Here is a 26,974-nt window from a genome sequence, read left to right as displayed (position 1 = left end):
CGCGAATATAGGGTCGTGCGCATGCCAGGACCGCGATCGGCAGTACGTCTGCGTCAGGCCCTGCGATGGTCGCGCCGGATCATCGCCTGTGCCGTCAGCCTCTGCGCGCTGGTGGGTGTGGTGCGCCTGGTCGCTCCCGCCACCGCGGGTACGAACGGTGAACCGCCCGGGGTCCAGCGTCAGTTGACGTTCCTGCGCGCCGCCCTGGACGACGGCGCCGGTGACGAGGCTCAGCAGCTGTTCCCCGAGGGGTACTTCTTCCTGCACGCGCTGTACGGCCTGACCTGGGTCGAGATCGGGATGCGCGAACCGGCCGGCGAGCGCGCCGAGGCGCTGCGGGAGGCGCGGTGGGCGCTGGAGCGGCTGGCCTCGCCTGCGGGCCGCGCCCCGTTCAGCGCGGACCTCGTCCCGTCGTACGGGGTCTTCTACCGCGGCTGGGGCAACTGGCTGCGCGGCGGAGTGCTCAGCCTGCAGCCGGCCGCGGACCGCGACCCGGCCGAGCTGCGCCGGTTCGCCGACGACTCCACGGCGCTGGGTGCGGCGTTCGACGCGTCGGCCTCGAAGACGCCGTACCTGGCCGCGTACCCCGGCCAGGCGTGGCCGGTGGACTCCACGGTGGCGATGGCGTCGCTGCGGCTGCACGACAAGCTGCTGCCGCCTCGCTTCGCCGGGACGGCCGACCGCTGGCTCCGGGGCGTACGCGAACGGCTCGATCCGCGTACGGGGCTGCTCCCGCATCGTGTCGACGCCGCCACCGGCGCACCGGCCGAGGTGGCCAGGGCCACCTCACAGAGCATGATCCAGCGCTTCCTCGTCGACATCGACCCGGTCTTCGCGCGTGAGCAGTACCTGCGCTTCCGCGACCGGTACGTCGTCGCGCCGCTCGGCCTCGGGCCCGCCGTGCGGGAGTACCCGAACGGTACGGACGGCCCGGCCGATGTCGACTCCGGCCCGCTCCCGCTGGGCGTCAGCCTGTCGGCGTCCGTGGTCACCGCGGGCGCGGCCCAGGTGCACGGCGACGCCCCGCTGGCCGAGGGGCTGACGAACTTCAGCGAGCTGCTGGGCGTGCCGGTCGGCACCCCGTGGACCAAGCGGTACGCCTTCGGGCTGATGCCGATCGGTGACGCGTTCCTGGCGTGGTCGAAGACCGCGCGGCCATGGGTGACGGACACGCCGTCCCCGCCACCGGCGAGTATCTCGTGGTGGTGGCGGCTGCCCCTGTTGTCGGTGCTGGTCGTTCTGGGCGCGGCACCGTGGGTGCGGGCGCTGGTGCGTCGCTACCGGGGGCGGCGCGATGAGGTGGCGTACGACAGGAAGCCGGACCAGGCGGCGGAGCCGAAGTCGAGCTGAGGGCCGCCCGTCACAACCGCGGGCTCGTCACAACCGCGGGCCGTCACAACCGCGGGCCCGGCAGGCCCCCAGGCCCGTCAGCCCCGCAGCGCCGCAATCGCCTCCGCCAGCGCCGACGGGACGTCCGGGACCGACGCATGCGCGCCGTCCCGCACCACATGGCGCCCGGCCACCACCGTGTGCCGTACGTCCGCCGCCGTCCCCGCGAACACCACCGCCTCCGCCGCCAGCCGCCCCACCGGACCCGCCGTGCGGACCGTGTCCAGCGCCACCGTGGTGAAGTCCGCGAGCGCGCCCGGCTCGATGGTGCCCGCGTCCGGGCGGCCCAGGGCGGCGTGGCCGTCCGCGGTGGCCGCGCGGAGCAGGGCCGCCGTCGTCCAGTGGCCGCGGGTCCGCGTGCGCAGGCGTTCGTCGAGTTCCATCGCGCGGGCCTCTTCCAGGAGGTCGATGACCGCGTGGCTGTCGCTGCCCAGCGAGAGCGGGGAGCCCGCCCGCTGGAGCGCGGCCGCCGGGCCGATGCCGTCCGCCAGGTCGCGTTCCGTCGTCGGGCACATGCATGTGCCGGTCGTCGTACCGCCGAGCAGCGCGATGTCCTCGTCCGTCAGATGCGTGTTGTGGACGCCGGTCGTGCGCGGGCCCAGGACGCCGTGGTCGGCGAGCAGGCGCGTGGGCGTGCGGCCGTGGGCCGCCCGGCACGCGTCGTTCTCGGCCGTCTGCTCGGAGAGGTGGACGTGAAGGGGTGCGTTCCTGGACGACGCCCACTCCGCGACGGTCGAGAGCTGGTCCGCGGGCACGGCCCGTACGGAGTGGATCGCCGCACCGATCAGCGCGTGTTCGCTGTCCTTGAGGGCGGAGGCCCGCTCGGCCCACGCATCCGCCGTGCCGTCGGAGAAGCGCAGCTGGTGCTGGTTGGGTGGCTCGCCGAAGCCGGCGGACAGATACGCCGTGTCCAGCAGCGTGATCCGGATGCCCGCGTCCGCAGCCGCGGCGATGAGCGCCTCGCCCATCGCGTTCGGGTCGGCGTACGCGGCTCCCCCGGGGGCGTGGTGCAGATAGTGGAACTCGCCCACCGCCGTGATCCCCGCCAGCGCCATCTCCGCGTACACGGCTCTGGCTAGCGAGAAGTACGACTCGGGTGTCAGCCGGGACGCGACCTGGTACATGACCTCGCGCCAGGTCCAGAAGGTCCCGGAGCCCACCTGCACCGTCCCGCGCAGGGCTCGGTGGAAGGCGTGCGAGTGCGCGTTCGCGAGGCCCGGGATCGTCAGTCCGCGCAGTACGGTCGCGCCCTGCGGCGGGGCCTCGACGCCCGTGCGTACGGCTGTGAACCGGCCGTCCGACCCCGCGGCGGAGCCGCTGATGGACACAGTCAGCGCGACGCCCGGCTCGACATGCGTGTCCAGCCAGACGTGTTCCGCCCAGTACGTCACCTGCACGCCAGGCCCTCCAGTACATCGGCGAGTGCGAGCACCCCGGCCACGCAGTCGTCCTCGGCGGCGAACTCCGCCGGAGAGTGCGAGACGCCGGTGGGATTGCGTACGAACAGCATGGCGGTCGGGATCGATCCGGACAAAATACCCGCGTCATGGCCCGCGCCCGTGCCGAGCACGGGGATGGCACCGCCGAGGATCTTGTTCATCTCGTCGCGCAGGGCGTGCTCGAACTCGACCACGGGGGTGAAGGACTCCCGTGCGACGGTCAGGTCCACCCCGTGCCGGTCGGCGTACTCGCGCGCGGCCTGCTGGATCGCGGCGACGACCGTGTCGAGCGTGGACTGGTCGGCGGCGCGCGAGTCCAGCCAGCCGCGGACCAGGGAGGGGATCGCGTTGACGCCGTTCGGCTCGACGGAAATCTTGCCGAAGGTGGCGACCGCGCCCGCGAGTTCGGCCTCGCGGCGGGCGGCGAGCACGGTCTCCGCGTACGTCAGCATCGGGTCGCGGCGGTCGACGAGACGGGTCGTCCCGGCGTGGTTGGCCTCGCCGTGGAAGTCGAACCGCCAGCGGCCGTGCGGCCAGATCGCGGACGCGATGCCGACGCGGTCGCCGGACAGGTCGAGCGCCCGGCCCTGCTCGACATGGAGTTCGACGAACGCGCCGATGCGGGCGAGGCGTTCGGGGTCGGGGCCGATGGCGGAGGGGTCGTAGCCGGCCGCCTCCATGGCCTGCGGCAGGGTGATGCCGTCGCCGTCCCGCAGCCGGTGCGCGGCCTCGGGCGCCAGCTGCCCGGAGGCGAGGCGGGAGCCGACGCAGGCGAGCCCGAAGCGGGCGCCCTCCTCGTCACCGAAGTTGGTGAGGGCGAGGGGCCGGGTGAACTCCGCGCCCCGGTTGCGCAGTTCGTCGAGCGCGGCGAAGGAGGAGACGACGCCGAGGGGACCGTCGAAGGCGCCACCGTCGGGAACGGAGTCGAGGTGCGACCCCGTGACGACGGCGTCCCCGGCGGTGGGGTCACCGAGCCAGGCCCACTGGTTGCCGTTCCGGTCGACTTCGTAGGCGAGGCCGCGGGATTCGGCCTGCGCCCGGAACCAGGCACGGCAGTCGGTGTCGGCGGCGGTCCAGGCGTAGCGGCGGTAGCCGCGGGTGGTGGCGTCGCGCCCGATGGGCGCGAGCTCGCGCCACATCGCGTGGAACGAGGGAGCTGCCCCCACCCCGCCCTTTCCCGACACTGGGTGCTGCGCCCCCGGCCCCCCGGGCACGTCGGCTCCGCCGCGTGCCGAACTGCCTTCAGGCCGGCCCGCGCCCGGCCCCACAGGTTGTGGGCACTCGTTCCGCGGGGCGGAACGGGTGGGCACAACCCGGCCCGCACCCGGCGACGAGTCCTCGGCCCCGGCCGGGGCGTCGCCGCCCGGCGTGGACGGGCTGTTCAGCCCGCCCGGCGTTTGAGGACCCGGGAGGTCGGGGGTCCCCCCGGACGGAGTCCGGGGGAGGGCGGGGTGGGGGAAAGTCTCCTCGGTCACGCCGGCCCGCCCTCCTGCATCGGAACCCGCACGCCCCGCTCGTCCGCGACCGACTCCGCGATGTCGTACCCGGCGTCCACATGCCGGATGACGCCCATCCCCGGGTCGTTCGTCAGAACCCGGCGGATCTTCTCGCCCGCCAGCTTCGTGCCGTCCGCCACCGACACCTGGCCCGCGTGGATCGAGCGGCCCATGCCGACGCCGCCGCCGTGGTGGATGGAGACCCACGACGCACCGGAAGCCACGTTCACCATCGCGTTCAGCAGCGGCCAGTCCGCGATCGCGTCGGAGCCGTCCAGCATCGCCTCGGTCTCACGGTACGGGGACGCCACGGAGCCGCAGTCCAGGTGGTCGCGGCCGATCGCCAGCGGGGCCGCCAGTTCACCGGACGCCACCATGTCGTTGAAGCGCTCGCCCGCCTTGTCCCGCTCGCCGTAGCCGAGCCAGCAGATACGTGCCGGGAGACCCTGGAAGTGGACCCTTTCGCCCGCCATCTTGATCCAGCGGTGCAGGGACTCGTTCTCGGGGAAGAGCTCCAGCATGGCCTTGTCGGTCTTGTGGATGTCCGAGGCCTCGCCCGAGAGCGCCGCCCAGCGGAACGGGCCCTTGCCCTCGCAGAAGAGCGGCCGGATGTAGGCGGGCACGAAGCCGGGGAAGGCGAACGCCCGGTCGTATCCGGCCAGTTGAGCCTCGCCGCGGATCGAGTTGCCGTAGTCGAAGACCTCCGCGCCCGCGTCCATGAAGCCGACCATCGCCTCCACGTGGCGCGCCATCGACTCGCGTGCGCGCTGTGTGAAGTCCGCGGGCTTCTCCGCGGCGTACGAGGCCATGTCGTCGAAGTCGATCCCGAGCGGCAGGTACGCGAGCGGGTCGTGGGCCGAGGTCTGGTCGGTCACGATGTCGATCGGCGCGCTCTCGGCGAGCATCCGCGGCAGCAGCTCCGCCGCGTTGCCGAGGAGGCCGATGGAGAGCGGCTTGCGGGCGTCGCGCGCCTCGACGGCCAGCTGGAGCGCGTGCTCCAGGGAGTTGGCGCGCACGTCCAGGTAGCGGTGCTCGATGCGGCGCTCGATCGCGCGCGGGTCGACGTCGATACAGATCGCGACGCCGTCGTTCATGGTCACGGCCAGCGGCTGCGCGCCGCCCATGCCGCCGAGGCCGGCGGTGAGCGTGATCGTCCCGGCGAGCGTGCCGCCGAACTTCTTCGCGGCGACGGCGGCGAAGGTCTCGTAGGTGCCCTGGAGGATGCCCTGCGTGCCGATGTAGATCCAGGAGCCGGCCGTCATCTGGCCGTACATGGTGAGGCCGAGGGCCTCCAGACGCCGGAACTCCTCCCAGTTCGCCCAGTCGCCGACCAGGTTGGAGTTGGCGATGAGCACGCGCGGCGCCCACTCGTGGGTCTGCATCACGCCGACGGGACGGCCGGACTGGACGAGCATCGTCTCGTCCTGCTTCAGGGTCCGCAGCGTGCGCACCATCGCGTCGAAGGAGCGCCAGTCACGCGCGGCCTTGCCCGTGCCGCCGTAGACGACGAGCTTGTCGGGGTGCTCGGCGACCTCGGGGTCGAGGTTGTTCTGGAGCATGCGCAGGGCGGCTTCCTGCTGCCATCCCAGGGCGCTCAGTTCCGTACCGCGCGGTGCCCGTACGGGGCGGGGTCCTGACATGGCAATGCCTCCTCGCGACTGCGACCATCACTGTTGGCTGTTCTATTCACATCCTGAGGCTCTGAATAGTCTCAGTCAACAGCTGCGGTACCGCGTCCCGGATGATTGGCTGGCAGATATGGCTTTCGACCGCCGGGATCAGGCCGTACGAGCAGCGGTGGAGCAGGGACTCCTCCGTGCGGAGCAGCCCGTCGCGGCCCTCCTCGACGTGACCGGTATCCGGGCCTCCGCGACCGCCCTGCGGGACGCCTTCGCCGCCGTCACCGCCGCGCCCGTGCTGCACGCCTTCGCAGTGAAGGCCGCGCCTCTGGTCCCCGTACTGGCCCTGCTGCGGGACGAGGACATCGGCGCGGAGGTCGCGAGCCCGGGCGAGCTGGCCCTGGCACGGGCGGCAGGCCTGCGCCCCGACCGCACGGTCCTCGACTCCCCCGCCAAGACGCCCGCCGAACTGCGCGAGGCACTGGAGCTGGGCATCGCGGTCAATGCCGACAATCCGCAGGAGCTGGCACGGATCGACGCCCTCATCGGGGCGTCGCCGACCCGCTCCCCGCTCGGACTGCGGGTGAATCCGCAGGTCGGCGGCGGTGCGATCGAAGCCCTGTCCACGGCAACGGCAACCTCGAAATTCGGTGTCGCGCTGCGCGACGAGGGTGCCCGCGACTGGGTCGTACGCGCGTATCTCGACCGCCCCTGGCTGACCCGGCTGCACACCCACTCGGGCTCGCAGGGCATGCCGCCCGCCCTCATGACCCGGGCCGTCGGCGCGGTGTACGAGCTCGCCGAGGAGATCAACGCCGCGGCCGGGCGGCAGCAGATCGACACCGTCGACATCGGGGGCGGCCTGCCGGTCAACTTCGCGTCCGACGAGCAGACGCCGACCTTCGCGGCGTACGCCCGGCTGCTGAAGGAGCAGGTGCCCGGCCTGCTGGACGGGCGCTACGGCCTGGTCACCGAGTTCGGCCGCTCCCTGCTCGCCAAACACGGCACGATCCTGGCCCGCGTCGAGTACACCAAGACGGCGGGCGGCCGCCCCATCGCGGTGACCCACGCGGGGGTCCAGGTAGCCACCCGTACCGTCTACGACCCGGCCTCCTGGCCGCTGCGCATCGCCGCGTACGACTCCAAGGGCCGCCCCAAGAGCGGTGCGGCCGTCGTGCAGGACGTCGCGGGACCCGCCTGCTTCGCCGGCGACCTGCTCGCCGAGGCCCGTCCGCTGCCCCTGCTGGAGCCGGGCGACGTGATCGCGGTGCTGGACACGGGCGCGTACTACTTCTCCAACCACTACGGCTACAACAGCCTTCCGCGGCCAGGAATCTACGGCTTCACCACCGGCCCCGAGGGCGACAGCGCGACGCGGTTCGCGACCGTACGGGCCGCGCAGAGCCTGGCCGAGATCGTCGCCGAGTCGGGCGGCGGGCAGCCGGACGCACTGCTCACCCGCTGAGCCGCACGCAGGCACGCACCTGAGCACCAGACCCTACCGGGACGGGGGCATGTTCCACTGGAAAATGCCCCAACTCCCCCCACCCGTGGCCACGTTGCGTAGTCTCCCCGTCACCGCCGCACAACAGTGCGCGGAACGCCGTGGCGGGAAAGGGAGTCGGCGTGCCCGGAATCGACGAGTGTCTGCTGGCGGCCATGACGGTACCGGGCGCGCGCGGGGCGTCCCTCGTGGACTGGATCAGCGGACTCGCGCTCGGCGCACTCGGTGAGTCCGCCGGCGACGACCACGAGGCCACCGCCGCGGAGACCGCCGAACTGGCCAGGATGGCCACCGAATACGCCACCGAGAAGGGCCCCTCGGTCGAGGACCTCATCCTCACCACCCAGAGCTCCTACCACCTGGTGCATTTCGTTCAGACCGGCTTCGACAGCACCGTGTTCCTGCATCTGTGGCTCGACCGGGACCAGGGCAATCTCGCACTGGCCCGAATACGGCTGCGCAGTCTCGCCGAGGGGCTGGTGCTCGCATGAGAGCGGCCGTCTCCCCCATGCTCGTCAGACTCGCCGACGAACGCGCCACGGGCGTGCTGGTACGCGACCACGGCGCCCTGTATCTCGCCGACGGCCAGGTCGTGCACGCCGAGAGCCCCCGAGCGCCCGGACTCGACGTCCTGCTCACCGCGAGCGGCCTGCTGAGACCCGACAGCTGGGCGGACGCGGTCGCGCAGGCGGGCGCGCGCTGCGAGGTCGCCCGCTTCCTCGTCGACAGCGGCCAGGTCGCCGGGGGCAAGCTGGAGATCTGCCATCTGGGCGCGCTGTTCGACGCGGCCTTCTTCGCGCTCGCGCCGACCGGCGGGCCGACCCGCTTCCGCTACGGGGTCGTCCACTGGATCGGCCGGGTACGGCCGGTGCCCACCGAGATCGTGGAACGCGAGGCCAGGCGGCGCGGCCGACTGCTGGACTCCGTGTGGCCCCACCCCACGGTCGACACCGCTCCGGTGGAGCGCCGCGCGCACCCCGCGGCGCGGGCGGTCAGCCCGCTCAGGCAGTCCCTGCTCGACCTCGCCGACGGCGTACGCACCCCGGCCGCCATCGCCAGAGCACTCGGGCGCCCCGCCTTCAACACCCTCATCGAGGTACGGAGGCTGGCCGCCGACGGGCTCATCGAGACGCCCGAGAAGTCGACGCTGCCCAGCCGGCCCGCCACCACCGCCGCCGACGCCACCGAGCCCCCGTCGGTCCTGGACTCCGCCATGCTCCGACGGCTGCGCGACGCACTGGAGGCAACCCTGTGAGGCACCGCTCCGTCCACCTGGTCCTTTCCCCACCGCCATGAGGCGCGCGTTGAGGCTGCGCGCCGAGAGGAGAGCACTCATGAGGGCCGAGGCAGACCTGCTCGCAGAACTGAAACGCCTGCGCATACGCGTACCGCAGCTCACGGGCGCACTCGCCGCCAGCCCGGAGGGACTCGTACTGGCGGCCGACACCGAGGAGGCGGAGAGCGTCGCCTCGCTGGCCGCCGCGGCGCTCGGCGTCGCGCTGCGGCTCACCGAGGCGACCGGACAAGGGGGCTTCCGCGAGTTGCTGGTCCAGAGCGAGCGGGGATACGTCGCGACCTACGCGGCGGGTTCCTCGGCCCTCCTCACCCTCCTGGCCGAGCCACGCATCAACGTGGGCCGGCTCCACCTCGAGGCCCGACGCTCCGGCGCCCGTATCGGCGAGCTGGTGGACGGCGCCCTCGACCGACCGGAGAACACCTGACCCATGACCGACACACCATCACGATCAACCAGCAGACGGAAAGGAAGTGCGCATCCCATGGCCAACACCGAACGCGCCCTCAAGGAAGCCACCACTGTCATCGAGGGTGCCATCGGCGCCGCACTCGTCGACTACACCAGCGGAATGGCTCTCGGCACCATCGGCGGCGGAAAGGATCTGGACCTGTCCGTGGCGGCGGCGGGCAACACCGATGTGGTGCGCGCCAAGGTGCGCACCATGGAACAGCTCGGGCTCAAGGACGGCATCGAGGACATCCTGATCACGCTCGGCACGCAGTACCACCTGATCCGGCTGATGAAGGGCCGGGGGGCCAGTGGCCTGTTCCTCTACCTGGCACTCGACAAGGACCGGGCGAATCTCGCCATGGCCCGGCACCAGCTGAAGAAGATCGAGGCCGAGCTGGAGGTCTGACCGCTCGCGGCCGGCCGGAGAGGTTTCCGGCCGGCCCCGCTACTCCACGAACAGCCCCCGCGCGGCCGCCTTCGCGTCGAACTCCTCCAGCCGCGCCTGCGCGTCCGGCAGGTCGTCGCACATCGCCTCCAGCAGCACCCGCCCCAGCAGCATCGGCGCGCACGCCGTGTCGAAGGCCAGGCCCGTGCCGACCGCCGCCGGGATCAGCAGATCGCTGTGGCCGGCGACCGGGGCGAAGGCCGAGTCGGCGACGGTCACCACCTTCAGGCCCGCCGAGCGCGTGTGCGCCAGCGCCTCCACGACCTCCTTGGGATGGCGGGGCAGCGCGAAGCACAGCAGGGCGCTCGCACCGGCCAGGCGGGCGGCGTCGATGCGGTCGGTGAGCATCGTGCCGCCCTCGTCGAGGAGGCGTACGTCGGGGTGCACCTTGGCGGCGAAGTACGCGAACCCGCGGGCCTGCGAGGACGCGGCGCGCAGGCCGAGTACCGGCAGCGGACGGGAGGCGGCGAGGAGACGGCCCGCGCGTTCGACCGGCGACGGGTCGGCGAGCAGGTCGGCGAGATGGCGCAGGTTCTCGATCTCGGCCTGCACGGCCTGCTGGTACTCGTTGATCCCGTTGTGGCCCGCCTCGCTCTCCGCGGGGGCGACCTCCCGCAGATGCTTGCGCAGCGCCGGGTAGCCGTCGAAGCCGAGGGCGACGGCGAAGCGGGTGACGGAGGGCTGGCTGACTCCGGCGACCTCGGCGAGTTCCACGCTGGACAGGAACGGGACGTCGGCCGCCCGGCGCACCATGCTGTGGGCGATCCGGCGCTGGGTGGGGGTGAGCCGGTGGCCCTCGAAGAGCTGTTGGAGCCGTGCGGCAGGGCTGTCGCTCATGCCATCCCCCTCGTCAGGTCGTTCATCACGTCCTATTCAGACACCGACAACTCTGCATGACGATATGCAGACCCGGCAAGGGATCACTGCAGGTAGCCCAGGGGAAAAGAGTGGGGCTAGCCCCACTGACGCGGCAGCCGCCCGACCTTAGCGTGAACGGTTATGGAAGCCCGCGACCCTGAGCTCAAAAAGGAGCTCGACGCCACCCTGCACGCCCGCCGCGAGTTGGGCGAGGAGTACGACGCCGCGCTCGTCGAATCGTTTCTGGAGAAAGTCGAGCAGCGGCTCGACGGCACGGTGGACCGCCGTGTACGCCGCCAGCTCGCCGAGCAGCAGATGGTGGTGGCCCGCGGCGCCCGCCCGCCGCAGTCCGCCGAGGCGAACTTCGGGGAACGCTTCGGCTTCGCGATCGTCTCGCTGATCCTCGCGATCCCGCTGTCGGCGATCGCCGTGGTCAACGCGAACCTGGAGGGCCTGATCGTGGCCTGGTTCGGAATCGTCGGCGTGAACGCGGTGCATGCGGCGCGGGGGTGGCCGTGGTTGAGGAGCCGCCGCGAGAAGTCCGACTGGGAGACCTGACCGGTCCCAGCACGCTGCGGGTGCGTCCGGTGTCTGAAACGACGATCACCGCAGCCATCCATTGAGGAACCCCGACGGTGGGCAACCAACTCCGCGAGAGCGGCGCCGGTTCAGGCGCAAAAAACGCGGGGACCGCCGCACCCCCGGCGAACCGGGGGGCGGGACGACGGCGGTCCCCGCGTGGGACACGGTCCCGGGTCAGGGCCGGTCTCCGCGTCCAGGGCGTCTTGGGAGGTCCGGGAGCCGCTCCGAAAATCCTAGACGCCGCTGTGGGTGCCGGCCGGGATCCCTGCCCGGTCCCCCTGCCGACATCCACCACTGTGCAGGACGCGTGTTAAGCGGGTGCTGCGCCAACGTGTCGCGCGCGTACCGATTGTGCGAAACCGCGTTCGTACAGTGCTACTTACCGCCCTTGGCGAGGAACGACAGCAGGTCCTGACGGCTCACCACACCCGTCGGCTTGCCCTCCACCAGCACGATCGCCGCATCCGCAACACCGAGCACCGACATCAGGTCCCCGACCGGCTCGCCCGAGCCCACCTGCGGGAGCGGCGCGCTCATGTGCTTCTCCAGCGGGTCGCCGAGCGAGGCGCGCTGGGTGAACAGCGCGTCCAGAAGCTCGCGTTCGACGACCGAGCCGATGACCTCCGCAGCCATCACGTCCGGGTGGCCCGCGCCCGGCTTCACGATCGGCATCTGGGACACGCCGTACTCACGGAGCACCTCGATCGCCTCGCCGACCGTCTCCTCCGGGTGCATGTGCACCAGGCTGGGGATCTTGCCGCCCTCCTTGTCGCGCAGCACGTCGGCAACGCTCGCGGACGGACCGGAGTCCTCCAGGAAGCCGTAGTCCGCCATCCACTCGTCGTTGAAGATCTTGGAGAGGTAGCCGCGGCCGCTGTCCGGCAGCAGTACGACGACCACGTCGTCCGGGCCGAGTCCTTCGGCCACCTTCAGCGCCGCGACCACGGCCATGCCGCAGGAGCCGCCGACGAGCAGGCCCTCCTCCTTGGCGAGACGACGCGTCATCTGGAAGGAGTCCTTGTCGGACACGGCGACGATCTCGTCGGTCACCGTCCGGTCGTACGCGGTCGGCCAGAAGTCCTCGCCGACGCCCTCGACGAGGTAGGGACGGCCGGAGCCGCCGGAGTACACGGAGCCCTCCGGGTCAGCACCGATGATCTTGACCTTGCCGTCGCTGACCTCCTTGAGGTAGTTGCCGGTCCCGGAGATCGTGCCGCCGGTGCCGACGCCCGCGACGAAATGGGTGATCTTCCCGTCCGTCTGGTCCCACAGCTCGGGACCGGTGGTCTCGTAGTGCGAACGCGGGTTGTTCGGGTTGGAGTACTGGTCGGGCTTCCAGGCGCCGGGCGTCTCGCGGACCAGCCGGTCGGAGACGTTGTAGTACGAGTCGGGGTGCTCGGGGTCGACGGCCGTGGGGCACACGACGACCTCGGCGCCGTACGCCCGGAGCACATTGATCTTGTCCGTGGACACCTTGTCCGGGCAGACGAAGATGCACTTGTAGCCCTTCTGCTGGGCCACGATCGCCAGGCCGACGCCGGTGTTGCCGCTGGTCGGCTCCACGATCGTGCCGCCGGGCTGGAGCGCCCCGCTCTCCTCGGCCGCCTCGATCATCCGCAGCGCGATCCGGTCCTTCACCGACCCGCCGGGGTTGAAGTACTCGACCTTGGCCAGGACGGTCGCCTGAATGCCTGTGGTGACGCTGTTCAGCTTCAGCAGCGGGGTATTGCCGACGAGACTGATCATCGAGTGGTGGATACGCACAATGTTCTCCGGGATCTCCGTAGGTATGCGGCCAGCCTAAGCGGAGCAGCGTGTGATTGGGCGACGGTTGTCACGGGGCAGTTAGCTGGTGACTGAAGCTGAGCTACGAGGAGGTGGCTGGGACTGTGTCGAGGGCGAGGGTGGCACGGCGCATCGCGGCGGGCGCGGCCTACGGGGGCGGCAGTATCGGCCTGCTCGGAGCGGCGGCAGTGGGACTTGTACTGGCGGAGGTCCAGCTGGCGAAGCGCTCCGTGGGCGGGGGCACGGCCCCCCTTCCACCCCGCGGCGACGGGCTGTACGGGCTGGCCTTCGGGCGCAGCAATCCGCTGGTCCTCGGCGTACTGGGGGACTCGACGGCGGCGGGGCAGGGCGTACGGCGGGCCGGCCAGACACCGGGGGCTCTGCTGGCGTCCGGGCTGGCGGCGGTGGCCGAGCGGGCGGTGGAGGTCCGCAACGTGGCGCTGCCGGGGGCGCAGTCGGACGACCTGGAGCGACAGGTGACGGGGCTGCTCGCGGACCGGACGCGGACACCGGACGTCTGCGTGATCATGATCGGCGCGAACGACGTCACGCACCGGATGCCGCCCACGCAGTCCGTCCGTCATCTCGCGGCCGCGGTGCGCAGGCTGCGTACGGCGGGCGCGGAGGTGGTGGTCGGCACGTGCCCTGATCTCGGCACGATCGAGCCGGTGTACCAGCCGCTGCGGTTTTTGGCGCGAAGAGTCTCACGGCAGCTGGCGGCGGCGCAGACGATCGTGGTCGTCGAGCAGGGCGGCCGCACGGTGTCGCTGGGCGACCTGCTGGGGCCGGAGTTCGCGGCGAACCCGCGGGAGATGTTCGGCGCGGACAACTACCACCCGTCGGCGGAGGGCTACGCGACGGCGGCGATGGCGATGCTGCCGACGCTGTGCGCGGTGCTCGGCGTCTGGCCGGAGTCGGACCGCCTGGAGGCGGACCGCCACGAGGACATGCTCCCGGTGGCGAAGGCGGCGGCGACGGCGGCGAAGGAGGCGGGCACGGAGGTCACGGCGGCGAGGGCGCCCTGGGCCCTGCTGAAACACCGCCGACGCCGCCGCCTCCCGACCCCGGCACCGACCCCGGAACCGTCTCCGGCACCGGAGGCGAGGCGGGGCTAGGGGGTGTCCGGCGGATCAGGCTGGATCAGGGAGCGGCGTCATGCGGCTTCGGATCCAAGGCGGAGGAGGGAGGCATGGCGGAGCCATGCCGACCGACGACAACGCAGGAGACGGAGTCGCAGGGCGTCGCGAGCCCAGCCTGATCCGCCGGACACCCCCTAGGGGCAGCGACCTGCCCGATGCCGTGCGGCGCGGTGCGGACGTTCGTGGCGCGGGTCCGGTGTGCCCGGCGCCGTGCGGTGCGGGCGTTCATGGTCCTGCTCCGGGGTGCGCCGGTGCCGTGTGGTGCGGGTTCCGGGGCCCCTACGGGCTCGACTCCTCGGCGTCGGCGGCGATGAGGGGTCCGTAAGGGCACCCGGTGTTGGCCGCCAATCGCCTGCGGGGACGACCCTTCACGGCCCCTCCCCACCGGTCGGGCTGCGGTGCGCGTGGTCCGCCCGCGCAACCTGAAATGAGGGGATGCCCGTACGCGGCCCCTCCCCACCGGAACGGCGCGAGCCCTGGCCCGTCAGGCACGATGGCCACGCCTCCTGGTCCGCGGCGAAGCCGCCGGGGGGAGGGGGTGCCGACCCCACCGTCCCGGTGCGGCGGGAAGCCGCAAGGGTCGAGGTGCAGGGCGTAGCCCTCGCGTTTCTCACTCCGCGGCGAAGCCGCCCGGGGTCTGAGGCGCAGCTCAGGCATCTCGCTCCTCGGCGGAGCCGCAGGCGCGAAGCCGACGGGCAGCGGGTCTGGGGCGCAGCCCCGCGTTTTTCGCTTCGCGGCGGAGCCGCAGGAGTATGGGGTGTGGGGCGCCGTCCCACCACCCCGGGGGTCTGGGGGCGCAGCCCCCAGTTTCGGGATGGGGCGGGGTGGGGGACAAACCCCGCCCACCAACTGAGCGCTCGCTTAGAAAAGAGGCCCGCATCACACGCCCCGCCCCGTGACCACAGCCATACGTACCGGTAACTTCCCAGACAGCGCCCCCTACCCGCCCCGCTCACCTCCTGGAGCCGTGATGCCCGAAGCCGTGATCGTCAGTGCCGCCCGCTCCCCCATCGGCCGGGCCTTCAAGGGCTCCCTGAAGGACCTGCGTGCCGACGATCTGACCGCCACCATCATTCAGACCGCCCTCGCCAAGGTCCCCGAGCTCGACCCCAAGGACATCGACGACCTGATGCTCGGCTGCGGCCTGCCCGGTGGCGAGCAGGGGCACAATCTCGGTCGCATCGTCGCCGTGCAGATGGGGATGGACCACCTTCCCGGCTGTACGGTCACCCGCTACTGCTCCTCCTCCCTGCAGACCAGCCGCATGGCGCTGCACGCCATCAAGGCCGGCGAGGGCGACGTCTTCATCTCCGCCGGTGTCGAGATGGTGTCCCGGTTCGTGAAGGGCAACTCCGACAGCCTTCCGGAGACGCACAACCCGCTCTTCGCCGAGGCCGAGGCCCGTACCGCCTCCGTCGCCGAGAACGGCGCCGCCGACTGGCACGACCCCCGCGAGGACGGCCTGGTCCCCGACGCGTACATCACCATGGGTCAGACCGCCGAGAACCTGGCCCGCCTCAAGGGCGTGACCCGCCAGGACATGGACGAGTTCGGCGTACGGTCGCAGAACCTCGCCGAGGAAGCCCTCAAGAACGGCTTCTGGGAGCGCGAGATCACCCCTGTGACGACCCCGGACGGCACGGTCGTCTCCAAGGACGACGGCCCCCGCGCGGGCGTCACCCTGGAGGCCGTGCAGGGCCTGAAGCCGGTCTTCCGTCCCGACGGCTTCGTCACCGCCGGAAACTGCTGCCCGCTCAACGACGGCGCCGCCGCCCTGGTGATCATGTCCGACACCAAGGCGCGCGAGCTGGGTCTGACCCCGCTCGCCCGGATCGTCTCCACCGGCGTCTCCGGCCTGTCCCCCGAGATCATGGGCTACGGCCCGGTCGAGGCCTCCAAGCAGGCGCTGAAGCGGGCGGGCCTGACCGTCGGCGACATCGACCTCGCCGAGATCAACGAGGCCTTCGCCGCCCAGGTCATCCCCTCCTACCGGGACCTCGGCCTGGACCTGGAGAAGGTCAACGTCAACGGTGGCGCCATCGCCGTCGGCCACCCCTTCGGCATGACCGGCGCGCGGATCACCGGCACGCTGATCAACAGCCTCCAGTTCCACGACAAGCAGTTCGGTCTGGAGACCATGTGCGTCGGTGGCGGCCAGGGCATGGCGATGGTCATCGAGCGGCTGAGCTGAGCGGCAGCGGAGGGTAAGGGTCGCCTGAGGAACGAAGGCGGCACTTGCCCGAGGCGGAGGCGAAGCGGAACGCGACCAATGGAGCGAGCGGCTGAGCTGAGCGACAGCGCAGAGCCGTTTCGGCCCCGCGTGGAACTCAACTCGTGACTGAATCTCCCCCAGGATGTGACCTATCTCCTGGGGGAGAGCCATTCCCCCAGGTCAGGGCAGCTTTCTGCTTAAACACCAGGCACAAAGTCCTGTCCAATTCGTGACGTAATGCACTGACAGGGGGCGCGGGCTCCCCGCAAGCTGATGTAGGAAGTCGGGGGATCGATTGAAACCGGGAGTACGTCAGTGAGCGCCATGTCTATTGCCCTGCTGCTGACCACGGCCGCCGCCACCGCCGTGGGCGCCGCTGCCCTGCACGCCGCCCACGGGCTCCGTAAGCAGGTCACGGCCCTGCGCAGCGAGCTGGCCGTGCACGGTCCCGGCCGTATCGCGACCGTGCCGCAGGCCCGTGCCACCCCCGCCGCCGAGATACGCGCCGCGGTCGCCGAGGCGCTGGCCGAGGAGCGCGAGCGCGAGCTGGCCGAGGCCCGCGCCTTCTGGGCCGCGCAGGAGTCGCGCGACGCCGCGGACGCGCCGTCGCTGCTGGGCGGTCTGGCCGCGCCGGGCGACGAGCTGCCCCCGTTCTACGTACCCCGCCAGGCCGACTTCGTGGGCCTTGAGGCGATGGACTTCGAGGCGGTCGAGGCGCTGGACGACCTGGCGGATCTGCCCGAGGTGACGGAGTTCGCCGAGGACTCCCCCGAACTGGCCGCGGCCCGCCGCCGCCACCCCTCGCACCCGGACTTCGTCCCGGTCCAGACCCCGGTCGTCACCGACCACGAGCGCACCGTTGCCCGCCTGGAGGAGCTCGCCGAGACGCGCACGGAGCTCGCGGACGTACGTCCCGGGCCGCTGGGCACGCTCGACGTGTACGTCTTCGCGGACGGCACGACACTGTGTATGACCCCCGGCCACCGCGAGACCGCCGAGAGGCTCGCCGAGGCGCTGCGGGTGGGCGAGGCCCCGGTGCTGCTGGGCGGCTCCGGCGTCTCGGGCGCGTACGCCCTGACGTTCGCGTGCGGCGAGGAGAGCGTCTACATCCTCGCTGACCGCGTCATCGCCTCGATGTAACCCCGTCCCTGCCCGCGGCGGCCGATTCCGCGGGCTCCACGCCCCCACAGAGCCCCCTACGGGCCCTTCGGCCCCCGGGCTACAGCCCCGCCCGCCCCACCGCCTCACGCACCAGATTCACGGCCTCGTCAACCTCCGCCACGGAACCGGACGGGGCCATTCTCAATGCCTCGGCCAAATCTCGCCCGGCCACCATCAGCTGATCCGCGACCGCGAACAGGCCCGCCTCCGGCATGATCCTCGGCTCGCTTCCGGGAGTCTCGACGCGCTGGGCACGCAGTGCCAACTCCCTGGCCAGCGCGAGGCCTTCGGCCGCCGCACCACGCTGCAGCCGGCTCTGGGGAGCGGCCCTCAAACGGTCGGCGAAGCGGTCGACCGCGGCCGTCAGCTCACTCGTATCAAGCACCCCGCGACCCTATGCGCCGAGACCGCACTGTTGCCAATACGCGAACGCTCAGGCACGGTGGCGTGAAGGAGCACACGCGCAACGCGTCCGGAGGCGCCGATGTCCCAAGTCTTCTCCGAAGAGACCCATCGAAATCTGCTCTCCCGAATCCCTCACTGCACCGGTCGTGAAATCTCCGACTGGCTTCGCACCGTCGAGGAGGGCCCATCCCTCTTCCGCTTCGAGGAGAAGGTCAGCTGGCTCCGGAGCGAGCACAATCTCGCTTACGGACATGCCAAAGCGATCATCCATGAGTACGACCTGAGGCGCGCAGCGCGCAAACTGCTCTAGGTCTCGAGACGCCGAAGGGCCCGCTCGGCTCTCGCCGTACGGGCCCTTCGTCACGCCTGTGGCAACCGGTCCTGCTAGTCGTCGCCGCTGAAGATCGCGACCAGTCGCAGCATCTCCAGGTAGATCCAGACCAGCGACATCGTCAGACCGAAGGCCGCCAGCCAGGACTCCTCACGGGGAGCTCCGTAGGCGATGCCGTCCTCGATCTGCTTGAAGTCCAGCGTCAGGAAGAAGCAGCCGATCAGGATCGCAAGGATGCCCACGATCGCGCCGAGCGGGCCGAAGCTGCGCAGACCGCCGTCCTCGGCGACGCCGAAGACCACCAGCAGGAGGTTCACGGCCATCACGACGATGAAGGCGATCGCGATGGTCATGCCGATGCGGGCATACCGGGCGGTGACCCGGATCCAGCGCTGCTTGTACATGAAGAGCGTGGCGCCGCTGACCGCCATGGTGCCCAGCACGGCCTGGAAGGGCGCACCCGACCAGACGCTGTTGTACATCTCGCTGATCACGCCGAGGAAAATGCCCTCGAACGCGGCATAGCCGATGATCAGCGCGGGCGAGGCCGTCCGCTTGAAGGACTGGACGATCGCGAGAACGAACGCCACCAGTGCGGCGCCGAAGGCGAGCGCATAGCTGGTGGACGAGACCGGCAGCAGCGTCCAGGCCAGGATCGCGCCGACGGTGACGGTGCCCAGGGTCATGGCGGTACGCGAGACGACGTCGTCCATCGTCATGGCGTTGGTGCGCGCGGGCGCCGGGGCGCCGTACTGCGTGTCCGCCGGAGCGTAGGGGTTGGTGGCGTACGGGTTGCCCGCGCCCTGTGCGTAGGGGTTGGTTCCTACGGCGGGGCCCCCGGCCTGCGGCTGCTGCGCGTTGAATCCCGCGTAGCCGTTGTCGCGGCTGAACCCCCGTCGCGAGAAGACCGGGTTGCTGCTCCTCATCTCACTCCTCCATGGCCACCCTGCGCGGCCTTGGAGCCAGAGTAATGGGCAAGCAAAAGGAACGCCCTAGTGCTCGGGGAGGATCTTTCCGCGATCGCGACCGGGATCGCCTGAAATCAAGATCGGTACCGGCGCCGCCCGGGCGATTCGACCGGGCGGCGGGGCCGTGGGAACGCCGCAGGTCACACGCATGCGTCCGGCCGTGGCGGTATGCCGCCACCCGGGTCAACCTCGGCGACGGCAACGACTCGAGGCCGCCCGTCCGGCTCGAGGCGATCGAGCAGGCCGCGGGCATTGCACTTGCGGATCCGTACGTGTCGGCCGTGCGGGGAGTTCCTGTCCCGGCGTGCGGGCGATGCGGTCCTCGATCCCGGTCCGGTTGTCGATGACCCGGGCCGCGAAGTCACGGAAGCGGTACGCGGCATCGCCGGCGCCGCGATGAGTGTGAGGCCAGACCCGGGTGTTCCCGCCGTGTTCCCGTGCAGGGAAAGGATCCAGGCGGGAACCCGCCATCCATACAGGTGAGACGGGGGCAGAAGCAGTGCCCGGAGCCGGACTTGAACCGGCACGCCCCCGAGGGGCAGCGAGGTTTAAGCTCGCCGTGTCTGCATTCCACCATCCGGGCATGGCGTGCGGTCCGCGTTGGCACCCGAGCCTATCCGGGTAGATCGCCCGGCCTACGGGCCCGTGGCCCGAAGTTGTCTTATTTTACTGGCGCCTGAGGGTGCGTCAGTGCAGGTAACAGGGGATTCATGGCCGCCCTGCCGGGCCCGCTGACGCTGTCTCACGTACACCGGAATGACGGAAATTCGCCGCCCTTCCCCCTCCTCGCGTCTCAGGGACGCCGTCATACCAAAGGAGGATGGTCGAGCCCTGCGGTCCGACCCAAGTGGCCCCCGGGAACGGGCATCGGGACTGACGATCCGGCGCCCAACGGCGGACACGATGGGGTGGTCCCCACGACACACCTCGACAGGAGCCCTCCTCGTGACCACCACTCCCATCGCTCACCGCGCCACCGCAGTGGCCGCCCGCGCCACGGATCTGTCCAAGGTGTACGGACAGGGCGAGACCCAGGTGGTCGCGCTGGACCGGGTGACCGTCGACTTCCGGCAGGCGGAGTTCACCGCGATCATGGGGCCCTCGGGCTCCGGCAAGTCCACGCTGATGCACTGCGTGGCCGGCCTCGACAGCTTCAGCTCCGGATCCGTACGGATCGGCGAGACCGAGCTCGGCTCGCTCAAGGACAAGCAGCTGACCCAGCTGCGCCGGGACAAGATCGGCTTCATCTTCCAGGCGTTCAACCTGCTGCCGACGCTCACCGCACTGGAGAACATCACGCTCCCGATGGACATCGCGGGCCGCAAGCCGGACAAGCAGTGGCTGGAGCAGGTCATCGAGATGGTGGGCCTGCGGGACCGGCTCCGCCACCGTCCCACGGAGCTCTCCGGCGGCCAGCAGCAGCGCGTCGCCGTCGCCCGCGCCCTCGCCTCGCAGCCGGACATCATCTTCGGTGACGAGCCGACCGGAAACCTGGACTCGCGCTCGGGCGCCGAGGTGCTGGGCTTCCTGCGCAATTCGGTACGGGAGCTGGGCCAGACCGTCGTCATGGTCACCCACGACCCGGTGGCCGCCTCCTATGCCGACCGGGTGATCTTCCTGGCGGACGGCCGGATCGTCGACGAGATGCTCAGCCCCACCGCCGACGGCGTCCTCGACCGGATGAAGGAGTTCGACTCCAAGGGCCGGACCAGCTGAACGGCCGACGCTGCTCCTCCCCCCAGGACCTAGAACTCCGGCTCTCACCTCAGGACTGACACAGACATGTTCCGTACCGCCCTGCGCAATGTGCTCGCGCACAAAGCCAGGCTGCTGATGACCGTCCTCGCCGTGATGCTCGGCGTGGCCTTCGTCTCCGGCACCCTGGTCTTCACCGACACCCTCGGCAACGCCTACCGCAAGCAGTCGGCCAAGAGCTACGACAACGTCGCGGTCGCCGTCACGACGCACGCCGACCAGAGCGACGGCAGGCCCGGGATCGACACCAAGACGCTGGAGAAGATCCGGGGTCTGGACGGGGTCGCCGGTGCCACCGGACGGGTCTCCGGCTTCGCCGGGGTCGCCGACCAGGACGGCAAGCTGATCGGCAACGGCTGGTCCAACACCGGCGCGAACTTCGCCCCCGGCAAGGACGGCAAGGACGCCGCCTACACCTTCACCGACGGTTCGGGGCCGGTGCAGGACTCCCAGATCGCCCTCGACGAGGACTCCGCCGACAAGGGCAAGTACCGGGTCGGCGACACCGTGCGGGTCGCCACCAACGGCCCGGCGAAGGATTACACCCTCTCCGGTGTCTTCACCACCGAGGACGGCGCCGTCAACGCGGGCGGCAGCCTCGTCCTCTTCGACACCACCGTCGCGCAGAAGCTCTATCTGAAGCCCGGCCACTTCAAGGACGTCACGATCGCAGCCGCGGCCGGGGCCTCCGCCCAGAAGATCCTGGACGCGGTCAAGCCGCTGCTGCCCAAGGACGCCCAGGCGCAGACCGGCAAGGAGCTCGCCGACGAGCAGGCCCGGGAGATCGAGCAGGGCCTGTCCAACCTCAACACGATGCTCCTCGCCTTCGCGGCCATCGCCCTCTTCGTCGGCACCTTCCTGATCGCCAACACCTTCACCATGCTGGTCGCCCAGCGCACCAGGGAGCTGGCGCTGATGCGCGCCGTCGGTGCCTCGCGCCGGCAGGTCAAGCGCTCCGTGATGCTGGAGGCGCTGGTCGTCGGCACCCTCGCCTCGGTGATCGGCTTCGTCCTCGGTATCGGTCTCGCGACCGCGCTGCGCTCGGCGATGACCTCGTTCGGCGCGAAGGTGCCGGCCGGTCCGCTGGTGATCTCGCCCACCGCGGTCATCGCCGCGCTCGCGGTCGGCGTCCTCGTCACCGTGCTCGCCGCGTGGCTGCCCGCCCGCCGGGCCGCCAAGATCCCACCGGTGGCCGCGATGGGCAGCGCACATCTGCCCGCGACGACCAAGTCCCTGGTCGTACGCAACAGCATCGGCAGCGTCATCATGCTGGCCGGCACAGGGGCGATCCTCGCCGGTGCGGCGATCGGCAAGGACGACGGCCGGATGATGATCGGCGGCGGCGCGTTCCTGGCGCTGATCGGCATCATCGTGCTCATCCCGCTGCTGTCCCGTCCGGTCATTGCCCTGGCGCGGCCGCTGCTGCACCGGGTCTTCGGGGTCTCGGGCAAGCTGGCCGGGCAGAACGCGGTCCGCAACCCCCGCCGTACCGGAGCCACCGCATCGGCGCTGTCGATCGGCCTCACCCTGGTCACCGGTCTCACGGTCATCGGCGTCACGCTGGGCCAGGCCATCGACAAGACGACCACGGACAACATCCGCGCCGACTACATGGTCACGATGGCCGGAGGCGGCGGCCTCGACAAGTCGGCGCTCACCGCGCTGGAGAAGGCGAAGGGTGTCAGCGCGGTCTCCCCGCAGCAGGCCACCTCGCTGCAGATCAAGGACGAGTACCACTCCGTCTCCGCGGTCACCCCCGGGGACGTGGAGAAGGTCTTCGCCCTGCAGCCCGTCAGCGGCTCGATGTCGACGCTCGGCAAGGGTCAGATCGCGGTCGCCGAGAAGACCGCCAAGTCCAACGGCTGGAAGGCCGGGGACACCCTGCCGGTGAAGTTCGATGCCCGCAGCGAGGGCGGCAAGACCGAGACCAGGAACCTGACGGTCGGAGCGGTCTACAAGGACAACGAGTTCCTCTCGCCGGTCCTGGTGTCGACGTCGCTGATCGCGCCCTTCGAGACGAAGCCGTACATCCTCGAGATCTGGGTGAAGACGGACGGCGGCGCGAGCAAGGCGAACGAGCAGGCGCTGGTGGACGCGCTGGGGAACAACCCGGCGATGAGCATCATGGACCGCCAGGACATCCGGAACATGTTCGGCGGCATGATCAACACGATGCTGAACATCATGTACGGACTGCTGGCGATGGCCCTGATCATCGCGGTGCTCGGCGTCATCAACACGCTCGCGATGTCCGTCTTCGAGCGTCAGCAGGAGATCGGCATGCTGCGGGCGATCGGCCTCGACCGCCGCAAGGTCAAGCGCATGATCCGCCTGGAGGCGGTGGTGATCTCGCTCTTCGGCGCGGTGATCGGCATCGGGCTCGGGGCCTTCCTGGCCTGGGCGCTGGGCGAAACGCTCAAGTCGGAGATCCCCGAATACTCGCTGGTCGTGCCGTGGGACCGGATCGGGATCTTCCTGCTGCTGGCCGGAGTGGTCGGGGTGCTGGCCGCGATGTGGCCGGCGCGCAGCGCCGCGAAGCTGAACATGCTGACGGCGATCAAGACAGAGTAGCGATGACGGAGTAGCGATACGGATGTCGAGGGCCCCGCGACCGGTGTGGTCGCGGGGCTCTCGCATGTTCTCAAGTCCAGGTGCGGGTGCGCAGCGGCAGCCCTGAGGCACCGCTCCCGGGTGTCTTCACGGCGAGGATCTGGTTGACACCGATCTTGTTGCGCTCGAAGGAGATCGCGCAGGCGGCCATGTAGAGCCGCCAGACGCGAGCGCGTCCGGGAGAACTGTGGCGCACGGCCTGGTCCCAGTCGGCCTCGAGGTTGGCGACCCAGCGACGCAGGGTGAGGGCGTAGTGCTCGCGGATCGCCTCGACGTCACGCACCTCGAAGCCGGCCGCCTCAAGGCTGGTGACGGTACGGCCGAGGGGCGCGAGTTCGCCGTCGGGGAAGACGTAGCGGTCGATGAACTCGTCCACGTGGTAGGCGGATTCGTTCTCCTCCGGGGGGCGGGAAATCTGGTGGTTGAGGAGCCGGCCGCCGGGCTCCAGCAGCGAGAAGAGCTGTTCGGCGTACTGGTGGTAGCGGACCTGGCCGACGTGTTCGGCCATGCCGATGGACGAAATGGCGTCGTACGGACCGTCCCTGACGTCCCGGTAGTCCTGGACGCGGATCTCGATCCGGTCGGTGAGTCCCTCTTCGGCGATGCACTTACGGGCGTACGCGGCCTGCTCACGGGAGAGGGTGATGCCGGTGACCTGGACGCCGTACTCGCGGGCGGCGTGCATGGCCATCGAGCCCCAGCCGCAGCCGACGTCGAGCAGCCGGTCGCCCTCCTTGAGGCCGAGCTTGCGGCAGACGAGGTCGAGCTTGTCGCGCTGGGCGTCCTCAAGGGTGCCACCGTCCTGCCAGTAGGCGCAGGAGTAGACCATGGACGGCCCGAGGACGAGCTCGTAGAAGGCGTTGCCGACGTCGTAGTGGTGGCTGATGGCCCTCTTGTCGCGGCGCTTGGTGTGCAACGGCCCGGCGCGGCGGCGGACCTCCTCCGCGGGCGGAGGCGGGGGCGGCAGCGCGCCGCCGATCTTCAGCAGGCCGAGGGCGGCGGCTCGCAGGCGGGGGTCGCGCAGGGGGTGGCCTGACGTGGGTCTCTCGTCGCCGCGCTCCCAGATGATCCCGGAGAGCAGATCAAGGGCGGCGTACAGATCACCTTCGACGTCGATCTCCCCGGCCACCCAGGCCCGCGCGAGCCCGAGCTCACCGGGCCGCCACAGCAGCCGGCGCAGGGCGCGGCGGTGCCGGACGACGAGTACGGGAGCGCCTGGAGGCCCGGACTCACTACCGTCCCAGGCCCGGATACGAACCGGGAGCGGGGCCCCCAGCAACTCCTCGGCAAGAGTGGTCAGCCGCATCGCGGCGTCGCCCATGGCGCACACCTCCGTGACGATGGATCCCAGAAATGCTCCGGCATCGTGCCGCGCATGTGGCAGCGCGATGCACTCCTGGGAACAATCCGACCACCCTGCGTGCTTCCCGGGCACGCGCAATGCCCAAGCAATTTATCTGCACCCCACACTTACCCGGCGCGGTGTGCCCGGCTGCGCCCGCGCACACGGCGCACGCGCCTGAGTCGGCGCGGTTGCCGTGAGCCGAGACATCGCCGCCCCCACCGGGAGCCCGGCGCACACGAACGCGGCTGGCGGCGCGAAGCTGCCACGCCGTGGGCGTGCGGGTACCTCGTCCCCCGGCACCTCAAGGGCAGGCGGGAAGCCGCCCCCGCACAGGGTGAAGCACAGCCACCCCGCCGCGCGAAACTGCCGCCCGCGGCGTGCAGGCACCGCACCGGTGACACCGCCCGCGGCGCAAAGCTGCCGCGGACCGCAGGGGGCGTAGGGGTGGTACCCCGTACCCCCGCCAACCAAGGGCGGGCGGGTGGGAAAAGACCCCCGGGCACAGCAAAGGGGCCGCCCGCACCACGGATGGCGGGCGGCCCCTCGCTGAAACGCCCGGGCTAGGAGGCCTTCGCCTTCTCCGGGGCCGGCACGGACGCCGACGGCGCCGGCTTGGCCGCCTCGTAGAACTCCTCGCGCGGCGACTCCATCGCGCCGAGCGAGACCACCTCACGCTTGAGGAACATCGCCAGCGTCCAGTCCGCGAAGACCCGGATCTTACGGTTCCACGTCGGCATCGCCAGACCGTGGTAGCCGCGGTGCATGTACCACGCCAGACGGCCCTTGAGCTTGATCTTCATCTTGCCCATGACGATCATCGCGACGCCCTTGTGCAGGCCGAGCCCGGCCACCGCACCCTTGTTGGCGTGGCTGTACTCCTTCTGCGGGAAGCCCCGCATGCCGGAGATGACGTTGTCGCCGAGGAGCTTCGCCTGCCGCAGCGCGTGCTGCGCGTTCGGCGGGCACCAGGCGTTCTCGACGCCGGCCTTGCGCGCCGCCACGTCCGGGACCTGCGCGTTGTCGCCCGCGGCCCAGATGTAGTCGGTGCCCTGGACCTGCAGTGTCGTCTGCGTGTCGACGTGACCGCGCGGGCCGAGCGGCAGGCCGTAGCGGACCAGCGCCGGGTTCGGCTTGACGCCTGCCGTCCAGACGACGGTGTTGGAGTCGGCCTCCAGGCCGTTCTTCAGCACCACGTGACCGTCCACGCAGGATTCCATCGAGGTCGACAGGTAGATCTCGATGCCGCGGCCCTCGAGGTGCTCCTTGCCGTACTTGCCCAGCTTCGGGCCGACCTCGGGAAGGATCTTGTCGGCCGCGTCAACCAGGATGAAGCGCATGTCCTCGCGCTTGACGCTGGTGTAGTACTTGGCCGCGTCGCGCGCCAGGTCCTCCACCTCACCGATGGTCTCCGCACCGGCGAAGCCGCCACCCACGAAGACGAAGGTCAGCGCCTTGCGGCGGACTTCCTCGTCCGTCGTCGAGTCGGCCTTGTCGAGCTGCTCGAGTACGTGGTTGCGCAGCCCGATGGCCTCCTCGATGCCCTTCATACCGATGCCCTGCTCGGCGAGGCCGGGGATCGGGAAGGTGCGGGAGACCGCGCCGAGCGCGATGATCAAGTAGTCGAACGGCAGCTCGTACGCCTCGCCGACCAGCGGCGAGATCGTCGCGACCTTGCGGTCCTGATCGATGGTGGTGACTCGGCCGGTGAGCACCTCAGCCTTGGGCAGCACGCGTCGCAGCGGGACGACGACATGCCGAGGCGAGATGCTGCCGGCGGCAGCTTCGGGGAGGAACGGCTGGTACGTCATGTACGAGCGCGGGTCGACGACCGTGACGGTCGCCTCGCCGTAGCGCATCTTCTTCAGAATGCGTCGAGCTGCGTACAGGCCTACGTACCCACCGCCTACAACGAGGATCCTGGGACGCTCCGTGGTGCTCATGGCATCGAGTATCCACCCCCCTTGGAGGGGTCGCTCGTGAGCCCCTTCACAAGCTGTGGACCCACCTCTGCTACACTGCGCGGCCCACGTGATCGAGGTCATGGCACGGGCATGGAACCACGGTGCAGTGGCGAACGTTGTTCACCCCTCGTGAGCTGGCCCCTAAGCGGCGGTCCCAGGGTGAAGCAACGCCTGGATCACACCCGCCTGAGGGACCCCGCAGCACCGGGAATCCGCGCCCCCC

Annotated in this window: 22 protein-coding genes and 1 tRNA gene; 13 read left to right on the top strand and 10 right to left on the bottom strand. The window is 70.7% G+C overall.

The annotated features are described in order from the left end of the window. The first annotated feature begins 21 nt into the window (after positions 1-21). Positions 22-1,350, top strand: coding sequence for a hypothetical protein (locus tag OOK40_RS01165; protein WP_266475808.1), 1,329 nt, complete (start codon positions 22-24; stop codon positions 1,348-1,350). A gap of 77 nt (positions 1,351-1,427) precedes the next feature. On the opposite strand, the gene OOK40_RS01160 is transcribed toward OOK40_RS01165, so the two are convergent. From OOK40_RS01160 to hutU, 3 genes are all read right to left on the bottom strand, one after another. Continuing rightward, entirely contained in the window at positions 1,428-2,786 is a 1,359-nt protein-coding gene (locus OOK40_RS01160) for a formimidoylglutamate deiminase (RefSeq protein WP_266475807.1), read from the bottom strand. Then, entirely contained in the window at positions 2,777-3,967 is a 1,191-nt protein-coding gene (locus tag OOK40_RS01155; protein WP_266478711.1) for an allantoate amidohydrolase, read from the bottom strand. The genes OOK40_RS01160 and OOK40_RS01155 overlap by 10 nt, the downstream gene beginning before the upstream one ends. A 332-nt stretch (positions 3,968-4,299) precedes the next feature. Next, positions 4,300-5,964 carry a urocanate hydratase gene (hutU, locus tag OOK40_RS01150; RefSeq protein WP_266475806.1) on the bottom strand — a complete coding sequence of 555 codons (1,665 nt, stop codon included), beginning with the start codon at positions 5,962-5,964 and terminating at the stop codon, positions 4,300-4,302. Between the two features lie 118 nt (positions 5,965-6,082). Here hutU and OOK40_RS01145 point away from each other — a divergent pair, with 118 nt between their 5' ends. The 5 genes from OOK40_RS01145 (at position 6,083) to OOK40_RS01125 (ending at position 9,600) form a co-directional block, all read left to right on the top strand. Beyond that, a complete protein-coding gene (locus OOK40_RS01145; RefSeq protein WP_266475804.1) occupies positions 6,083-7,408 on the top strand; it encodes a diaminopimelate decarboxylase in 1,326 nt (441 codons plus the stop codon). Positions 7,409-7,569: 161 nt separating this feature from the next. Further along, complete coding sequence (locus OOK40_RS01140; protein ID WP_266475803.1) at positions 7,570-7,938, top strand: hypothetical protein; 369 nt, start codon at positions 7,570-7,572, stop codon at positions 7,936-7,938. Beyond that, positions 7,935-8,702 carry a transcriptional regulator gene (locus OOK40_RS01135; RefSeq protein WP_266475802.1) on the top strand — a complete coding sequence of 256 codons (768 nt, stop codon included), beginning with the start codon at positions 7,935-7,937 and terminating at the stop codon, positions 8,700-8,702. Before OOK40_RS01140 ends, OOK40_RS01135 begins: the two co-directional genes overlap by 4 nt. 37 nt (positions 8,703-8,739) lie before the next feature. Further along, a complete protein-coding gene (locus tag OOK40_RS01130; protein ID WP_266475800.1) occupies positions 8,740-9,168 on the top strand; it encodes a roadblock/LC7 domain-containing protein in 429 nt (142 codons plus the stop codon). 57 nt (positions 9,169-9,225) lie between these two features. Then, positions 9,226-9,600, top strand: a complete 375-nt coding sequence (locus tag OOK40_RS01125) for a hypothetical protein (protein ID WP_266475798.1) — start codon at positions 9,226-9,228, stop codon at positions 9,598-9,600. A gap of 39 nt (positions 9,601-9,639) precedes the next feature. Here OOK40_RS01125 and OOK40_RS01120 read toward each other — a convergent pair whose 3' ends face one another. After that, positions 9,640-10,476: a MurR/RpiR family transcriptional regulator gene (locus tag OOK40_RS01120; RefSeq protein ID WP_266475797.1), complete on the bottom strand. Its 837-nt coding sequence runs from the start codon at positions 10,474-10,476 to the stop codon at positions 9,640-9,642. Positions 10,477-10,638: 162 nt separating this feature from the next. Between OOK40_RS01120 and OOK40_RS01115 the strand changes: the two genes are divergently transcribed. Further along, positions 10,639-11,055: a hypothetical protein gene (locus tag OOK40_RS01115; RefSeq protein WP_266475795.1), complete on the top strand. Its 417-nt coding sequence runs from the start codon at positions 10,639-10,641 to the stop codon at positions 11,053-11,055. A gap of 399 nt (positions 11,056-11,454) precedes the next feature. Here the strand turns inward: OOK40_RS01115 and OOK40_RS01110 are convergent, their stop codons facing one another. Continuing rightward, positions 11,455-12,843 carry a cystathionine beta-synthase gene (locus OOK40_RS01110; protein ID WP_266475793.1) on the bottom strand — a complete coding sequence of 463 codons (1,389 nt, stop codon included), beginning with the start codon at positions 12,841-12,843 and terminating at the stop codon, positions 11,455-11,457. 140 nt (positions 12,844-12,983) lie between these two features. Here OOK40_RS01110 and OOK40_RS01105 point away from each other — a divergent pair, with 140 nt between their 5' ends. The 3 genes from OOK40_RS01105 to OOK40_RS01095 all read left to right on the top strand — a co-directional run bounded on the left by OOK40_RS01105 (position 12,984) and on the right by OOK40_RS01095 (position 17,355). Next, on the top strand, positions 12,984-13,979 hold the full coding sequence (locus tag OOK40_RS01105; protein ID WP_266478708.1) for an SGNH/GDSL hydrolase family protein: 996 nt from the start codon (positions 12,984-12,986) through the stop codon (positions 13,977-13,979). A gap of 994 nt (positions 13,980-14,973) precedes the next feature. Next, positions 14,974-16,194, top strand: a complete 1,221-nt coding sequence (locus OOK40_RS01100) for an acetyl-CoA C-acetyltransferase (RefSeq protein WP_266475792.1) — start codon at positions 14,974-14,976, stop codon at positions 16,192-16,194. A gap of 345 nt (positions 16,195-16,539) precedes the next feature. Continuing rightward, positions 16,540-17,355, top strand: coding sequence for a hypothetical protein (locus OOK40_RS01095; RefSeq protein ID WP_266478704.1), 816 nt, complete (start codon positions 16,540-16,542; stop codon positions 17,353-17,355). A gap of 79 nt (positions 17,356-17,434) precedes the next feature. Here OOK40_RS01095 and OOK40_RS01090 read toward each other — a convergent pair whose 3' ends face one another. Then, the gene (locus OOK40_RS01090) at positions 17,435-17,761 is read right to left on the bottom strand and encodes a hypothetical protein (RefSeq protein WP_266475791.1); all 327 of its coding nucleotides are present in this window, start codon (positions 17,759-17,761) and stop codon (positions 17,435-17,437) included. Positions 17,762-17,860: 99 nt separating this feature from the next. On the opposite strand from OOK40_RS01090, the gene OOK40_RS01085 reads away from it, so the two are divergent. Continuing rightward, entirely contained in the window at positions 17,861-18,091 is a 231-nt protein-coding gene (locus OOK40_RS01085) for a DUF4287 domain-containing protein (RefSeq protein WP_142217527.1), read from the top strand. Between the two features lie 74 nt (positions 18,092-18,165). On the opposite strand, the gene OOK40_RS01080 is transcribed toward OOK40_RS01085, so the two are convergent. Both OOK40_RS01080 and OOK40_RS01075 read right to left on the bottom strand, forming a co-directional pair. Then, positions 18,166-19,038, bottom strand: coding sequence for a Bax inhibitor-1/YccA family protein (locus OOK40_RS01080; protein ID WP_266475789.1), 873 nt, complete (start codon positions 19,036-19,038; stop codon positions 18,166-18,168). A gap of 542 nt (positions 19,039-19,580) precedes the next feature. Then, positions 19,581-19,663: transfer RNA gene (locus OOK40_RS01075), tRNA-Leu, on the bottom strand. A 362-nt stretch (positions 19,664-20,025) separates the two neighbouring features. Between OOK40_RS01075 and OOK40_RS01070 the strand changes: the two genes are divergently transcribed. Together OOK40_RS01070 and OOK40_RS01065 are read left to right on the top strand one after the other, a co-directional pair. Continuing rightward, entirely contained in the window at positions 20,026-20,796 is a 771-nt protein-coding gene (locus OOK40_RS01070) for an ABC transporter ATP-binding protein (protein ID WP_266475786.1), read from the top strand. A 66-nt stretch (positions 20,797-20,862) separates the two neighbouring features. Then, a complete protein-coding gene (locus tag OOK40_RS01065; protein WP_266475785.1) occupies positions 20,863-23,406 on the top strand; it encodes an ABC transporter permease in 2,544 nt (847 codons plus the stop codon). 70 nt (positions 23,407-23,476) lie between these two features. Here OOK40_RS01065 and OOK40_RS01060 read toward each other — a convergent pair whose 3' ends face one another. Both OOK40_RS01060 and OOK40_RS01055 read right to left on the bottom strand, forming a co-directional pair. After that, the gene (locus OOK40_RS01060; RefSeq protein WP_266475783.1) at positions 23,477-24,766 is read right to left on the bottom strand and encodes a cyclopropane-fatty-acyl-phospholipid synthase family protein; all 1,290 of its coding nucleotides are present in this window, start codon (positions 24,764-24,766) and stop codon (positions 23,477-23,479) included. A 584-nt stretch (positions 24,767-25,350) separates the two neighbouring features. After that, positions 25,351-26,730, bottom strand: a complete 1,380-nt coding sequence (locus OOK40_RS01055; protein WP_266475781.1) for an NAD(P)/FAD-dependent oxidoreductase — start codon at positions 26,728-26,730, stop codon at positions 25,351-25,353. Positions 26,731-26,974 lie beyond the last annotated feature (244 nt).

The organism is Streptomyces sp. NBC_01481 (assembly GCF_026339995.1).
Lineage (GTDB): Bacteria > Actinomycetota > Actinomycetes > Streptomycetales > Streptomycetaceae > Streptomyces.
This window is presented reverse-complemented; position numbering and strand designations above follow the sequence as displayed.

Excerpts from the sequence above, each read along its gene's own strand:
- OOK40_RS01145 (WP_266475804.1), top strand. The coding sequence starts at position 6,083 with ATGGCTTTCGACCGCCGGGATCAGGCCGTACGAGCAGCGGTGGAGCAG.
- OOK40_RS01060 (WP_266475783.1), bottom strand. The coding sequence starts at position 24,766 with ATGGGCGACGCCGCGATGCGGCTGACCACTCTTGCCGAGGAGTTGCTG.
- OOK40_RS01165 (WP_266475808.1), top strand. The coding sequence starts at position 22 with ATGCCAGGACCGCGATCGGCAGTACGTCTGCGTCAGGCCCTGCGATGG.
- hutU (WP_266475806.1), bottom strand. The coding sequence starts at position 5,964 with ATGTCAGGACCCCGCCCCGTACGGGCACCGCGCGGTACGGAACTGAGC.
- OOK40_RS01095 (WP_266478704.1), top strand. The coding sequence starts at position 16,540 with ATGTCTATTGCCCTGCTGCTGACCACGGCCGCCGCCACCGCCGTGGGC.
- OOK40_RS01085 (WP_142217527.1), top strand. The coding sequence starts at position 17,861 with ATGTCCCAAGTCTTCTCCGAAGAGACCCATCGAAATCTGCTCTCCCGA.
- OOK40_RS01055 (WP_266475781.1), bottom strand. The coding sequence starts at position 26,730 with ATGAGCACCACGGAGCGTCCCAGGATCCTCGTTGTAGGCGGTGGGTAC.
- OOK40_RS01115 (WP_266475795.1), top strand. The coding sequence starts at position 10,639 with ATGGAAGCCCGCGACCCTGAGCTCAAAAAGGAGCTCGACGCCACCCTG.
- OOK40_RS01100 (WP_266475792.1), top strand. The coding sequence starts at position 14,974 with ATGCCCGAAGCCGTGATCGTCAGTGCCGCCCGCTCCCCCATCGGCCGG.
- OOK40_RS01065 (WP_266475785.1), top strand. The coding sequence starts at position 20,863 with ATGTTCCGTACCGCCCTGCGCAATGTGCTCGCGCACAAAGCCAGGCTG.
- OOK40_RS01120 (WP_266475797.1), bottom strand. The coding sequence starts at position 10,476 with ATGAGCGACAGCCCTGCCGCACGGCTCCAACAGCTCTTCGAGGGCCAC.
- OOK40_RS01080 (WP_266475789.1), bottom strand. The coding sequence starts at position 19,038 with ATGAGGAGCAGCAACCCGGTCTTCTCGCGACGGGGGTTCAGCCGCGAC.
- OOK40_RS01155 (WP_266478711.1), bottom strand. The coding sequence starts at position 3,967 with ATGTGGCGCGAGCTCGCGCCCATCGGGCGCGACGCCACCACCCGCGGC.
- OOK40_RS01125 (WP_266475798.1), top strand. The coding sequence starts at position 9,226 with ATGGCCAACACCGAACGCGCCCTCAAGGAAGCCACCACTGTCATCGAG.
- OOK40_RS01130 (WP_266475800.1), top strand. The coding sequence starts at position 8,740 with ATGAGGCGCGCGTTGAGGCTGCGCGCCGAGAGGAGAGCACTCATGAGG.
- OOK40_RS01135 (WP_266475802.1), top strand. The coding sequence starts at position 7,935 with ATGAGAGCGGCCGTCTCCCCCATGCTCGTCAGACTCGCCGACGAACGC.